This window comes from Alteromonas sp. LOR (assembly GCF_000753865.1).
Lineage (GTDB): Bacteria > Pseudomonadota > Gammaproteobacteria > Enterobacterales > Alteromonadaceae > Alteromonas.
The window spans coordinates 6,933-19,980 of record NZ_JQFW01000032.1; the positions used below are offsets into that span (position 1 = coordinate 6,933).

At 41.9% G+C, this 13,048-nt stretch carries 11 protein-coding genes and 2 pseudogenes; 7 read left to right on the top strand and 6 right to left on the bottom strand.

Annotation, left to right across the window (positions count from 1 at the left end):
• Nucleotides 1-217: 217 nt before the first annotated feature.
• Together JV36_RS0112380 and JV36_RS0112385 are read left to right on the top strand one after the other, a co-directional pair.
• On the top strand, nucleotides 218-700 hold the full coding sequence (locus tag JV36_RS0112380; RefSeq protein WP_032096116.1) for a hypothetical protein: 483 nt from the start codon (nucleotides 218-220) through the stop codon (nucleotides 698-700).
• 135 nt (nucleotides 701-835) lie between these two features.
• Entirely contained in the window at nucleotides 836-1,576 is a 741-nt protein-coding gene (locus JV36_RS0112385) for a hypothetical protein (protein WP_032096117.1), read from the top strand.
• A gap of 1,538 nt (nucleotides 1,577-3,114) precedes the next feature.
• Here the strand turns inward: JV36_RS0112385 and JV36_RS19270 are convergent.
• The 4 genes from JV36_RS19270 to JV36_RS0112415 form a co-directional block, all read right to left on the bottom strand.
• Nucleotides 3,115-3,498 (bottom strand): hypothetical protein, encoded by a 384-nt coding sequence (locus JV36_RS19270; RefSeq protein WP_052010174.1) that lies wholly within the window; start codon nucleotides 3,496-3,498, stop codon nucleotides 3,115-3,117.
• Nucleotides 3,499-3,569: 71 nt separating this feature from the next.
• A complete protein-coding gene (locus JV36_RS0112405) occupies nucleotides 3,570-4,781 on the bottom strand; it encodes a type II toxin-antitoxin system HipA family toxin (protein ID WP_032096120.1) in 1,212 nt (403 codons plus the stop codon).
• Nucleotides 4,771-5,019, bottom strand: coding sequence for a helix-turn-helix transcriptional regulator (locus JV36_RS0112410; protein ID WP_032096121.1), 249 nt, complete (start codon nucleotides 5,017-5,019; stop codon nucleotides 4,771-4,773). Before JV36_RS0112410 ends, JV36_RS0112405 begins: the two co-directional genes overlap by 11 nt.
• A 94-nt stretch (nucleotides 5,020-5,113) precedes the next feature.
• Nucleotides 5,114-6,088 (bottom strand): tyrosine-type recombinase/integrase, encoded by a 975-nt coding sequence (locus JV36_RS0112415; RefSeq protein ID WP_235207837.1) that lies wholly within the window; start codon nucleotides 6,086-6,088, stop codon nucleotides 5,114-5,116.
• Nucleotides 6,089-6,308: 220 nt separating this feature from the next.
• Here JV36_RS0112415 and JV36_RS0112420 point away from each other — a divergent pair, with 220 nt between their 5' ends.
• Entirely contained in the window at nucleotides 6,309-7,181 is an 873-nt protein-coding gene (locus JV36_RS0112420; protein WP_032096122.1) for a hypothetical protein, read from the top strand.
• 103 nt (nucleotides 7,182-7,284) lie between these two features.
• A pseudogene (locus JV36_RS19890) lies at nucleotides 7,285-7,555 on the top strand (hypothetical protein); the annotation flags it as partial.
• Here JV36_RS19890 and JV36_RS0112425 read toward each other — a convergent pair.
• Both JV36_RS0112425 and JV36_RS0112430 read right to left on the bottom strand, forming a co-directional pair.
• Nucleotides 7,545-8,231, bottom strand: a complete 687-nt coding sequence (locus JV36_RS0112425) for a hypothetical protein (protein ID WP_032096123.1) — start codon at nucleotides 8,229-8,231, stop codon at nucleotides 7,545-7,547. The pseudogene JV36_RS19890 and the gene JV36_RS0112425 overlap by 11 nt on opposite strands.
• A 306-nt stretch (nucleotides 8,232-8,537) precedes the next feature.
• A complete protein-coding gene (locus JV36_RS0112430; protein WP_032096124.1) occupies nucleotides 8,538-8,825 on the bottom strand; it encodes a hypothetical protein in 288 nt (95 codons plus the stop codon).
• 139 nt (nucleotides 8,826-8,964) lie between these two features.
• Between JV36_RS0112430 and JV36_RS0112435 the strand changes: the two are divergent.
• The 3 genes and pseudogenes from JV36_RS0112435 to JV36_RS0112445 all read left to right on the top strand — a co-directional run.
• A pseudogene (locus JV36_RS0112435) lies at nucleotides 8,965-9,495 on the top strand (IS110 family transposase); the annotation flags it as partial.
• Nucleotides 9,496-9,860: 365 nt separating this feature from the next.
• Nucleotides 9,861-11,156 carry a DUF1800 domain-containing protein gene (locus JV36_RS0112440; protein ID WP_032096207.1) on the top strand — a complete coding sequence of 432 codons (1,296 nt, stop codon included), beginning with the start codon at nucleotides 9,861-9,863 and terminating at the stop codon, nucleotides 11,154-11,156.
• Between the two features lie 2 nt (nucleotides 11,157-11,158).
• Nucleotides 11,159-12,298 carry a DUF1501 domain-containing protein gene (locus tag JV36_RS0112445; RefSeq protein ID WP_032096125.1) on the top strand — a complete coding sequence of 380 codons (1,140 nt, stop codon included), beginning with the start codon at nucleotides 11,159-11,161 and terminating at the stop codon, nucleotides 12,296-12,298.
• The last annotated feature ends 750 nt before the right edge of the window (nucleotides 12,299-13,048 follow it).

Consider the following 13,048-nt stretch of genomic DNA (forward strand, 5'->3'; position numbering starts at 1 on the left):
GGCGCTTGCTCCGCGCTGTTCTTCACAATAGGCAACTTCGTGAAACTCTTTATGCGTATCCAATCCGATAAAAATCATGCTATGTTTGTTCATGCTAGCCTCCAAATGATTTAGTCTTAAGCAAACTAATTATGGCACTGGCTGAAAAGTTAACCCACGAAAATGCGGAGGCTAGCATTTCTCAGGGAGTCATTGTGTCTAGGAGCTTGTTCAGCTTATGAGTATTTTTGAAACCTTACTTACTGGGATTTCCACAAGTTTGGTTGCCACTTTCATTTTTATTCTTTTAAGTTGGTATACTAAGAATATTGTCTTACCTTGGTATTCAGATAAGGTTTATAGAGGTGTTCGAGTAGACGGGAAGTGGGTTCTAACTAGTATCGGTGGTAATGAATTCCCTGATACCATAAATGCGAACCTAGAATTGAATCAAAAAGGTGATTTGGTTAAAGGGCTATTTTCGCATCACATGAAAGGAAAAGATGAAATCACGTCCTACACTATAAAGGGAGAAATAAGAAACTCTACCATCAATATTACTGCGTGGCCCATCTCGAAATATCAATTGGATAGTGCTAGCTTTTTAATGAAAATATACTCCGATCAAGGTTTACGCCTAACGGGTACGTTAAGTTATGTATCATCAACAGATAATTTAGTTAAAGCTGAAAAAGTAGAAGCTAAGATGGTGCGCTCCTAACAATCTGCTGTAGTCGCTCGCAGGCTCGCTGGGACACAAACATGCATGGCAGCTTTGTCACTTCATTCCGATTATAGCCGCCATGTTTGTGCACCTTATTTAAAAGTTGTGTAGCAATGAAGGAAAGTTTTACCTATGGAAGAAGCTAAAGATGTTTACGATTGGTATCAATTTGCAAAAGATTTTCTCCCTACTTTTGCAACTTTAATTGTGGCTTTCTTTTCTATCAGGTTTGCGATATTACAAATAAAGGAACAACATCAAAATGCGCTAGATTTACAAGTTAAGCAACGAAAAAAAGACATTCAGCTAACAATGTTTGAAGAAATTCAAGAAAAGCTGGATATTTGTAGCTCTATCTCTAGCCAAATTCATTCAAATTTAATTTTACATTACACCTATCTAGAAAATGGTGCCGAACCTAATTATACAGATGTTAATTTTGTTCAAGATATAAGTGCAGTTACAAAATCCATAACGGACGTAACAATCTATCTAGAACACCGCGAAGTAATTAGTCCAAAACTGTTTCGAGTTGCTCGCAGTGCTATGCATTCAGTTCATCATGACTTACTTGAAACATTGAAAAACGTCCAAATGGATAGAGTCTTAAGATATAGAACAGCGTCTAAATCAGCAGCAGATGCAAGTAGTTATTGTCATGATTTAAACTCTTGTTTGCAAAATAACGCGTTTGGTGATCTTTTTGAAAACCAAGCCCCAGTGCGACAGCCAATTGACCCAAATGAAAAAGTAATAGTTGATGAAGCAAATAAGCTCGATGAACTTTTACAGTATTTTGAGCATGAAACTTCTTACGGGCAACAAATGGACAGAACTAACCAACTTGTCCGAGAAGAGTATGGTCAAGATTAAGGTCGCTACATAACAAGGCGCATAACACGTTACCACTGCGTGCCACCCTCGGACAGTAACGCATCGGCGCTTCGCGAATAGCCGCTACTTCACTGCCTGTTAGCTTAGCGTTAATGTCCGCTTTCGCGAAATAATCCAATCAAAATTAAAGACCGTCGGGCGCTTTAATTCTATTCTCTCTGTTCGATATCAGAAATTTGTTTATGTCGGCTTTAGGTCGTTTTTTGCCAACCTAGTGACGGCAAAAATTCCGGCATTGCGAACATAAGCCATTTACTGAGGGGGAGACAGAAAAGTGCCAATAAAGGTCTGCTTTTAATGATTAGTAGATCAAAAAATTCTAAATATCGTGCAGAAAACTGAATATCTATACATGGTTTACAACTTTCTCCTATATTCAGGAAAACGACCCAATCGCTCGTTTTTGTCCAAAGCAAAGTCATTCTGATTTTCTTGCACCCATTGTGCTCTTTGCCTTTCAGAAACTTGGCAATGATGGCACTATAGTAAAAAAACGAGCGCATGCTCGGGAGAAGAACGCGGAACTTGCGCACTGTTAAATTGTTATGTTGCCAGATAACCCCGAGGAGCAGAGGAAGTGATTCAAAGGAAAGAGTTCTGGCTAAAAGTCTTTAAAATCAGTCTGATTTTTCAAGCTATGATCTTTCTATTTGCACTTTTAAAGTCACTTCTATCAGGCTCAATTAAAGGTTTAACTGTTTCGGGGCTCTCTCAAGCATTGGGAATTAGCCTGATTTTTAGGTTTACAGCTGGTTTATGGATAACGTTCAAAGATGACCAATCGAGTTAGAGGCTCTTTTAAGGCAGCGCAACATAATCGGGTAGCCGGAGGTCTTAAACCTCCAGCCCCCACAACACCCTGCATACGGCTCCGCACAGGGCGTTTCCCAAAGACGTTTAAAACACACCGGCCGATTAGCTCCTGTGCATTCCAATAATGGCTTCTGCTTTTGCGCCAACGCTCCTAAACCTGGTCAGGCACGTAGTAGTTGAGCTACACAGGCTCCTTATTGATCCGCAGGTTCGGGCCTTCACCATGTCCCAATCATTACGATAGGTGTTTGGCTACTATGTCGTCTGCTGACTTCTGCTTAATCACAGAACGGCTTACGCAGCTATGCGTTATCGGTTTTTATCTATTTGCTCTTTTCGGTCGATGACGCTGAAAAGCCAAAGGCACTTGTATACCAGAACCTCACTGGTTATTTACCGTTCGCTCGTTACGACACGCCCTTCTCAAACATGGTAACAACCCCGCCAAGCCGGGTGCTATGACAACTCGGGTTGAATTCTAAGTTGAGTATTAACGCTAAGTTCTTATATCTGGCTAATAGCGTATGGTATTGCATCGCTGTATCTTGCACAGTTTGCTTTGGGGACAGTTTTCTCAATAGAGGGCCATCGACAATGGCAGTTAACATAAGCCATTTATCAATCAGTTCTGTGGTGGTTTTTGAGACGTATCCATACTGGCCCTTACCTGATTTATCGGTTTTAGAGCGCGGGGCAAATATGCGCTACTTATTAAAATCGATATGTACCAGATCGATAGCCAGAAGATTTGATGCCCTGAAAATGGCATCAATAGCCGTATTAAAGATGACGGCGTCACGTAATCCAATCAGAGAATCAGTGTCGAGTTTTGCATTGATAGCATCGATATTTCCAAGGGGCATGGTTGCTGCTTGGGACTGGCGGCTAGGCTTCTGGTTGACCTTATGATTGGTGTATTCGGCAAAGAGTTTTGATTGTTTCCAGGGGGCATGCAACTCGCTAGTCCCAATAAAATAGCGCACTGAAGCAATTTTTCGGCGTATGGTGTGATGCTTCAGTTTGGTCGACATCATATAATCTAGATAAGCCCGACACGTTGCTTTAGACACATTAACATCGCTGGCCATGGCCGACAGCGCGTTATCTTTGTAAAACGCCAGGTATTGATTGAAGTCGTCTTGATAGGCCAGTTTCTGATTTACTGGTACTTTTTCTTCTTATCATGCCGATAGACGCTATATACACTCTGCTTAGCCATAGTGGAGTTTACATGCTTTTCTATCGACTCCCGTAATCCGTCCATGAGTAAAGCCTCATTCAGCGATGAAAGGCATTCAAGGATACCCTGCGCCATGCTATCGACCGTATCGGCAGCAAAAGAGCGTGTCATTCCTGCATTAAAGGCAAACTCTATTAAATCCCGCCTAGTAGGGAAAGATCTGCTTTTGCGCAATTTAAGTGCCATTGCGTTATCAATAGTTGGATAGATGAGCGTGTGAGTAACGTCATACACTGGGCTAAGTCGTATGTCTGACTGATTAGTAGAGTATTGCAATGAAAAGTTTTTAAGGTGCGCATCGCCGTTTCCAATCAAGCAGTTGAATGCAATCAGCGTAAACATCTTGTCTACTTCTTCAGGGGAGTGTGTATTGCGGTGTGTTGCCTTCATCACATTTTCATAGCTACCTAAATATTTCTGGTCTCCAGTGCGCCCCATAAGCGTAGCATAATCCTCGATACCCTTTTTATTTCCGTCATTGTCTACGTCAAAACGCTCTACCACATAGTGCTGCAAATCATCTGATAGCCATATCTTGGGGGTATCCAGACCACAGTACTCGGCGCATTTCATGCAGACAAACTCGTTGACTGTCAGCAACGGGAATTCGTCATCAAAGGTTTTAACAATAACGTCTTGTTGTAAGAGAGTCGAACGGGATACCACTACCTTGGGCTGAACGCCGGATGCCATACCATTTAAGTAGTAACGGTCCAGTAGTTGAGGGAATAAACTTTCTTTGCCAGACCAGTGCAGTATGTCATCGATGGTGATGGGATCAGGCTCTGGCAGGGTGATGCCGGCATCGTAAGATAAGTGGCCTATCCCTTTCTCCCCCATGAGCGCCAGCAAATACATATCATCTACATTAGCGTAACGTATGAGCTTCTCAGAAATATACCGACGCAGATAACCTTCAGGCAAATTCTGCGTGAATATTGGATGCAGTGCACCATGCGTATACGACTCAGGTTGATAAGGCATCGTTAGCGATACTGGTAAATCTTCATTAGTATACGTATAGCTAAACTGGGCCGTTCGATTTAAGATACCAGACGATTGTCCGGCCACATGAACGCTCAGTCGGAGAACCTGTTCGGGTAAGCTTGCGAGAATTAAATTAGTCGTCATCGTAAATTGCCCCAAGTTCATCAAATTTCGGGCGGTGATTAATGGGAGTGGCTGTTAACTCTAAGCCCATAAGAGTTAAGTAACGCTCAAGCAGTTGCAGTGATCCCTGATAACGACCGTTCTCAATTTGTGAGATCCGAGGACGGCCTGTTTTGAGTTTGTTGGCAACATCATTCTGAGTCATGCGGTGATGTTTTCGCTCTGCTTTTAGCTGATTACCGATAGATTTTCTGCTCATTTCTCATACTATAAATGTATTTATATATATACAAATAACATTTCCACACGACAATGTACATATATAACTACATTTAATCTGAGAATGAGAAAGACTACCTTACGTTCGCCATACCTGTTTTCGTTACATCAAATTCTTCACCGTAATGCATTGGCATCGCTGAACTTGTCCATCCACCGGCTTTTTGAATCTGATCTAATGATACGCCACGTTCAAACATGGTCACTACGCCACCAACCCGGGTGCTGTGACAACTCGGTTTGAATTCTAAGTTAAGTATGGACGCTAAGTTCTTATATCTGGCCAATAGTGCATGGTATTGCATCGCGGTATCTTGCACCGTTTGCTTTGGGGACAGCTTTCTTAATAAAGGACCATCGACAATACCGGTTAATGTGAGCCATTTGTCGATGAGTTCGATAGTCGCTTTTGAAATGTAGCCATATTGGCCTTTACCTGATTTGTCGGTTTTAGAGCGCGGGGCAAATATGCGTTGCTTATTAAAGTCGATGTGCACCAGATCGATAGCCAGAAGATTTGATGCCCTAAAAATGGTATCAATGGCCGTATTAAAGATAACGGCGTCGCGTAATCCAATCAGAGAATCAGTGTCGAGTTTTGCATTGATAGCATCGATATTTTCAAGACGCATGGGTGCTGCTTGAGACTGGCGGCTGGGCTTTTGATTTATCTTATGATTGGTGTATTCGGCAAAGAGTTTTGATTGTTTCCAGGGGTCGGGCAATTCGCTCACACCAATAAAATAGCGCACTGAAGCAATCTTTCGGCGTATGGTGTGATGCTTCAGTTTGGTAGACATCAAATAGTCTAGATAAGCCCGACACGATGCTTTTGTGATGCTAACATCGCTGGCCATAGCGGGCAGCGTGTTATCTTTGCAGAATGCCAGGTACTGATTGAAGTCATACTGATAGGCCCGTTTCGTATTTTCAGATTTCAGCTCCCATACGTCATCTTTCAATTCACGTAAATTCTCTATGACGCGGTCGCGATCTGACTCAGCGACCGCCATCGGTACATTATCGACATGAATTAGCATGGAGGGCATAAATTCGCTCTTTTTATTATTTAAGATAATTTGGGTTATATTGAATAATAGAGGAGGGGAGTAAGGGGATCAAGCTTTTTAAAAGCATTACATGTAACGCTTTAATTTTATAAGTGAAGCAGAGCGGTAGTAGGTCTAGCTAAAAGCGTTACAAATAACGTTTTTAATTTAACGAGGGTTTCATATATGATGGGGAAAAAATTGATAGTGAGTAATTAGCATGAATGAAGAAAGTCTTTGGCAGGCATTCTTAGATGAACACTTAGCGTCCTTTTTGAACTCATTGAGTGATAAGGATACCCAATCTCCCTTAAACATTGAAGTAAAAAGACTCGAGTGGGGAGGTCTGGGGAAAACTAGGTGCCTCATTGCCATGCGGAAGCATATAAAACACGCTAAACTAACCGACTTCGAGAAAAGCTTTGATGAATTTAAAGCGCAATCTCGTGCAAATCTTTGGACGTCCTATCTTCATAGACACCTTATTAAGTTCTTAAAATCAGTGCCCGAGTCAGAATATCTACAAGATAAAAAGGCACTATTAGAAAGCGAAAACACCCTACAAGGGACATGGCTATCTCTTGAGCCTAGGCCGCTTTATAAAGCCATGAGGCCGTGGCTTTCACAGTCTGCCATCAAGCAATTTCAAAATCGATATCGTGCGTTCAAGCACCGAGGGCTAAAGCAAACAGCGACAATTGAGCTCTCTCCAAGGACTAAACAGTTGGTCGATAAGGTGAAGGGAGAAACATACTCAGAAAATTATGATGAGGTTTTTGAAATGCTATTTTCTAAGGATTACGCCATCACAAGAGATGAAGAGGTTAAAGCAGCCAAGCAAAGTCTTGCCGACGAACTCCCGCCGTCGAAGAACCTTTTTTTAGAGCAGTTTCTATTGCGCCTTAATCCCAATGATAGAAATCGAGTAAAAATGCTGATTGAGCTGTCCTACAGTACAGGATGGGACGATGCAAAGAAAAACCGAAAGAGAAAAGGCGACCCTAAAATGGAGGCTCTTGTTGATTTTAAGCTCTTTAATACTGCGACTAGATTCACAAATACATACAAGTTTGACGATGAAAGCGATGTATAAGAAACCTTGCAGATTTAAAGGATTCGAACCCTGATCTTTACACCATGAATCAGCGGGCGCCGCTAAAAACCGCGTTTAAAACAACTAATGGTGAAACGACAGCCGCTATAAAGATTTGAACAAAATTCGAGATGAGAAGCATCAAGTCCGCACAGCTATATACATGGCAGTGATGCCGTCCAGTATTTGAAGCAACATATCAACGATTAGTCGCTGCTGGAAAGCCTAAAAAAGTGGCTATGATTGCTTGTATCAGTAAGGTGGTTGTTATCTTAAGCTCGATGTTACGAGGGAGTATAATGTGGAAGCGCCAAAGCTATAAATTAACTATTGACGCTATAGTCCCTCGTTACGTGGACCTACTTATTGGTTAGCCTTCCAGTAAGTAACCCCTTCAGCAAGACCATTATTTTCATTTTCAGAGTACATTTTTAGCATTACTGGTTGGCACTCATCATCCGCCCCAATAGATCTTATCCAATCTGCGACGTAAATAATGAAATTGGGATGAACGAGTCTTCTGCTCTGATAGCTATCTGCGGTCGATCTGAAGAAATGCCCCATAGAAACAAGGAGATTTCCTTTTATTTTATCTTCAATACTTTCTTTTTGAATATAGTGGTAGCCAATCTCCTTAATCGTTTCTTTGCAGAGACACCAATTTACTACTGACCACCCAGCATTTATATTTGTTCCATCGTCATCTACCCCGTGATCAAAAACATCAAGTAACTTAGACAGCACCATTGAATGTATATCTTCAGCACCCTGATGATAGCCAGATATCATAGTCCTATTTTTTTCAATAACCTTATTACCATATTCACTGCCAACAAAGTTTATTAAGAAGCGTCTTACGTCTTGAATGAAATCAGCTTGAGTTGGTATTTTGTTTTTATATGCTTTATCTAACGAATAAAAAGTAGGATAGCCAGCTTGCTGTGATGCAAGTTCAAGTGCTTTTGAGTGTGAAATGCATAACGACTTTTTTAGTTTTTTAGCTGATTTTTTTACGTTGTTGTAAAACGTAGAGGTTATTTGTTTTGCCATACTTTATTCTCCAAGCGAGACTTATGCAGTAATTCACCCCTAATTTCCGTAATCTCAAGCATTGGTAAATAAAATAAATTAGAATATTTGTTAGGTTCCCGAAAGAATTCGCCAGTCTGGGGTGGGCAGGCTTCCAATTAATAGCCTAAGCGGAAAGTTAAGCTAATTATATTGCTATGTCAACGAATATCCACATAGACGCTAAACTAACGGGCAGTGAAGTAGCGGCATAATCGCGGAACGCCGCTGCATTACTGTCCAGCGACCGAAGGGAGTGAGCATGAGCGTTTTTTTATGTGCCATTCCCTATGGCCCCCAGTAATCAAATTTGTATACTATACCTTCTGGGATAGTAAAAGTGATCGAGGCTCCACACTGTAAAATATGCTCTCCTGGTTCTATTAATGCAACTTTGCCTAAAGTTAGCTCCCAACGCTGCCCATCAAGTAGCAACTGGCCATAGTGCCCACCATTATCATCAAGTACACCAAAGTAAGTTAACCCATCTTCAGAAGGCTTCACATTACCTCGAAGGAAACCGTCGTCTGCGTAACCAGCAAAATAAAATATTAGTAAGAGACAATGTTTCTTCATTTTACCTACGGCACATAGACACAATGACAACCTGAGAAATGCTAGCCTCCGCATTATCGTGGGTTAGCTCAGAAAGCCATCGTGTGCCGACCAGAATCATAATTAGTTTGTTCAATACTAAATCAATTTGGAGGCTAACATGAACAAACATAGCATGATTTTTATCGGATTAGATACGCATAAGGAGTTTCACGAGGTTGCCTATTGTGAAGAGCAGCATGGAGCGACACCAGTTCATTATGGACGTATTCCCTCGTCTAAGGTCAGTGTCAAAAACCTGCTCCGTCAGTTTAAATCCAAATATCTAGGCGCGACGCTTCACGTTGTTTATGAAGCCGGTCCGTGTCGTTATTGGATTTATCGGCTAATAACTAGCTTGGGACATTATTGCTATGTCGTGGCCCCGCCTCTTATTCCGAAAAAGCCAGGGAAGCGAATTAAAACTGACCGTCAATATGCGAGTTCACTGAAGTCTGAAGACCTTACGCCAATCTATGTGCCCGAGCCAGAGGATGAGGCTGTTCGGGATTTATCCCGAGCCCGCGAAGCCGCCATGAAAGATTTAAAAGAAGGTAAATACCAGCTTAAAGCCTTACTTCTGCGTAATAACATCCGCTATGAGGCTACTGCCAACAGGTCGAAAAAACACCTTCGTTGGTTAGAAAGGCTTGATGATCATTCAACTCCAGCACTATTCATAACCTTCGCTAAATTACTTTACCCGTAACACTCTGAGTGAAAATCATCGGATCTGTAATGTATGAAAGGACGCATTGATAATTATTGATGACTTTAACCGCCAACAGTCAGAGTTACTCAATCACCTAGTAAAGGGCGCGAGAGACTTTGATTTAAATGCATTATTTAAGCGACTTTATTCGAGACTTCAAAGTTTTTAAGTACAAGACGAAGTATCGACCAGCCTACCTCTTATATGTAAATATGATGTAAATTAACGTTCATTACGAAGACACTCTCCACAGTTAGTACTATTATTTCAACGCACCATAACCTATAGAGATGAACACACTAGTGATGAATGTCGTTGCAACAAACCGTTTCGGATTAGGCGCTCATCCAGGTGAACTGGAGAAAGCATCAGGTGATCCACTGGATTACGTACTTAACCAAATAGCCCCTATTTCATTTGAAATGTGGGGCTCGTCACATTCTATAGCGCTAACGCTAAATCGAATGCGTAAATTAGATTCTAAAAAATCAAAAGAAGAGTCCAGGAAATATGGACAAACCACGTATAGGCAACTAGCAGTAGATACGCTTAATAATGCGATAAATAGTACACAGCCATTTATGTGGAGAATGTTAGATTTCTTCTCAAACCATTTTAGCGTTACTGCTCAAGGTGCATACCTAACTGCACTATCAGGCACATTAGAACGTGAGGCAATAGCACCAAATCTATTGGGTAGGTTTTCAGATATGTTACTTTCCACTTACCGTCACCCAGTTATGCTAGCATATTTGAATAATGAAAAGTCATTTGGTCAAAACTCCCGACTAGGTAAAAAGGGAAAAGGACTGAATGAGAACCTAGCCAGGGAGATACTTGAATTACATACATTGGGCATAGAGGGCGGTTATACGCAAAAGGATGTTATTGCGCTTGCTAACGGCATCTCAGGTTGGGGCATACAGAATCCAAATAAAACAGAGGGGGAGCTTTTTTCCTTTAGGAAAGCGGGCCACGAGCCAGGTTCGCAAAACTTGCTTGGCCGCAAATTTGATCAAACCAACCAACAGCAAGGCGAAGCCATGATTCATTTTATAGCATCTCAACCAGCTACCGCTAAATTTGTAAGCGGAAAACTGGTTAAACATGTTGTCAGTGATTCAGCCTCACCTGCATTACTGAAATATGTCGAACAGACTTGGATAGACACGAAGGGAGATTTGAAAGCAGTTTACACCGCGCTTGTTACCCACCCACACGCTTGGCGTATCACCAGTGAAAAATTTAAAACACCTAGAGAGTTTTTTATATCGACGAGCAGAGGTCTCGGTCTTAAGTTAGTAAAAGAGGGAAGCTCTATTCGTATTTTGAAAAATATGGGCCAAGCACCACTCAAAGCGGGAAGCCCTGCTGGCTATGCAGACTCGGAAGACTTCTGGAACAGTGGTTATGGATTGATGGCTAGAGCCAACTGGATAGCGTCGCTCGGTATAAATAAGAACATGGAAGTAAAGACAATAGCAGACAATGTTCTTGGGCCGGCGCTATCTAAAAACACCCAGCAACTAATAAAGCGAGCAGAGAGTCGTGACCGAGCTTTCGCATTATTGTTTTTGAGTCCCGAATTTATGAGGAGATAACGATGCAACGGCGTACATTATTGAAAATTCTAGCGAGCGGTGCCGTTATGCTTCACTCGCCTACTTTGTTTGCCGCTCAACAGACCGATAAAACAAAATCATTAAAGCGTGTAGTTTGGATATTGCAACGAGGCGCTGTGGACAGCTTGCATACGGTGATACCTACCTTTGAAAAAAGTCTATCATCGATGCGCCCAAATTTAATGTCAGGGCTTGACGATGCCTTTGCTGTAGACAATAACTATAAACTTCATCCGTCACTTTACAATCTACACGATTTATTTAAGCGCAAAGAACTATCGTGTGTTGTAGCGACATCGACTGGATATAAAGGCCGATCTCATTTTGATGGCCAGGATTACTTAGAAAGCGGGTTGGCAAGTGCAAACTTACAGTCTGGCTGGCTTGGCCGTGCGATGAATGTCCTTGACACCGAAGGTATTGCAATATCCAAGACAATGCCTTTAGCCTTTAGGAATTCACTACGAGGCAGTAACTTTTATCCATCTAAATTTAATAATTCACTAGATAGCTTAACCGATGATCTAGCTGCGCTCTACCAATATGATGAAAAACTCGCGAAATCACTGTCGGCAGGCAAGGAAATAAAAGATGCATTGATGGGCGATAACAAGGGGAGCCGTCAATCCTCGTTTTCAAAATTGTGTAGCGAATGTGCCGATATAATGAAATCAAAATCAAATATACAGTTTGTAATGTTAGAGAGCGGAGGCTGGGATACGCACAAGGCACAAAGCGCGAAATTGTCTAGAGAGTTAAAACAACTAGATAGCGGTATTGCACAGCTAAAGAAAGGCCTAGGCAGTGATTGGAACAATACTCTTGTATTAGTTACATCAGAATTTGGGAGAACTGTGCGAGAAAATGGCACAGGCGGCACTGATCATGGCACGGCTGGTAGTATGTTTATTGCAGGGGGTTCTCACCTCGGTGGTTCCGTTCGTGGAGAATGGCCGGGCATTTCTGAATACAAACTATTTGAGAACCGCGATTTACTGCCAACAACGAATACAATTTCTTGGATTGCCACAGCACTAAAACAGCACCTTAGTCTAAGCCCGAGTCAAATCAAATCTATTTTCCCCAACCACTCCCCGTACGAACATAGACTTTTTGACTAACTTACTGTGTATTAGGCTCGAGAAGCTATCAAAGTTTAACTAGCCAAAAATTAATTCATGAGGCTGTAATGTTTTTCAAAATCGTCTGTCTTAGACACCCTACCCAACGGGTTTACCATGTAAAGGCTATCATTGATATCCCTCGTCAAAATGAACAGACATCAATTATTCCATATTTGCGATCATGCCTTAATTTTGGTTCGAATTTCTAAGTTGCTTGCCCCTGAATTTACTGGGCTATCCTCAACGCCTCAAATGAACCAATAAAGCGTAAATCCCTGCACACCGCGAATTTACTGGGCTATGCTCAACGCCTCAAATGAACCATCAAAACGCAAATCCCTGCACACCGCGAATTTACTGGGCTAACCTCAACGCCTCAAATGGACCAATAAAACGTAAATCACTGCACACCGCGAATTTACTGGGCTTACCTCAACGCCTCAAATGGACCAATAAAACGTAAATCCCTGCACCCCGCGAATTTACTGGGCTATGCTCAACGCCTCAAATGAACCAATAAAGCGTAAATCCCTGCACACCGCGAATTTACTGGGCTATGCTCAACGCCTCAAATGAACCATCAAAACGCAAATCCCTGCACACCGCGAATTTACTGGGCTAACCTCAACGCCTCAAATGGACCAATAAAACGTAAATCCCTGCACACCACGAATTTACTGGGCTAACCTCAACGCCTCAAATGGACCAATAAAACATAAATCACTGCACACCGCGAATTTACTGGGC

What these genes read in the sequence shown, in the direction of transcription:
- JV36_RS0112385 (WP_032096117.1), top strand. Translation starts at nt 836, where the DNA reads ATGGAAGAAGCTAAAGATGTTTACGATTGGTATCAATTTGCAAAAGAT.
- JV36_RS19270 (WP_052010174.1), bottom strand. Translation starts at nt 3,498, where the DNA reads ATGGCCAGCGATGTTAATGTGTCTAAAGCAACGTGTCGGGCTTATCTA.
- JV36_RS0112425 (WP_032096123.1), bottom strand. Translation starts at nt 8,231, where the DNA reads ATGGCAAAACAAATAACCTCTACGTTTTACAACAACGTAAAAAAATCA.
- JV36_RS0112405 (WP_032096120.1), bottom strand. Translation starts at nt 4,781, where the DNA reads ATGACGACTAATTTAATTCTCGCAAGCTTACCCGAACAGGTTCTCCGA.
- JV36_RS0112430 (WP_032096124.1), bottom strand. Translation starts at nt 8,825, where the DNA reads ATGAAGAAACATTGTCTCTTACTAATATTTTATTTTGCTGGTTACGCA.
- JV36_RS0112420 (WP_032096122.1), top strand. Translation starts at nt 6,309, where the DNA reads ATGAATGAAGAAAGTCTTTGGCAGGCATTCTTAGATGAACACTTAGCG.
- JV36_RS0112415 (WP_235207837.1), bottom strand. Translation starts at nt 6,088, where the DNA reads ATGCCCTCCATGCTAATTCATGTCGATAATGTACCGATGGCGGTCGCT.
- JV36_RS0112445 (WP_032096125.1), top strand. Translation starts at nt 11,159, where the DNA reads ATGCAACGGCGTACATTATTGAAAATTCTAGCGAGCGGTGCCGTTATG.
- JV36_RS0112440 (WP_032096207.1), top strand. Translation starts at nt 9,861, where the DNA reads ATGAATGTCGTTGCAACAAACCGTTTCGGATTAGGCGCTCATCCAGGT.
- JV36_RS0112380 (WP_032096116.1), top strand. Translation starts at nt 218, where the DNA reads ATGAGTATTTTTGAAACCTTACTTACTGGGATTTCCACAAGTTTGGTT.
- JV36_RS0112410 (WP_032096121.1), bottom strand. Translation starts at nt 5,019, where the DNA reads ATGAGCAGAAAATCTATCGGTAATCAGCTAAAAGCAGAGCGAAAACAT.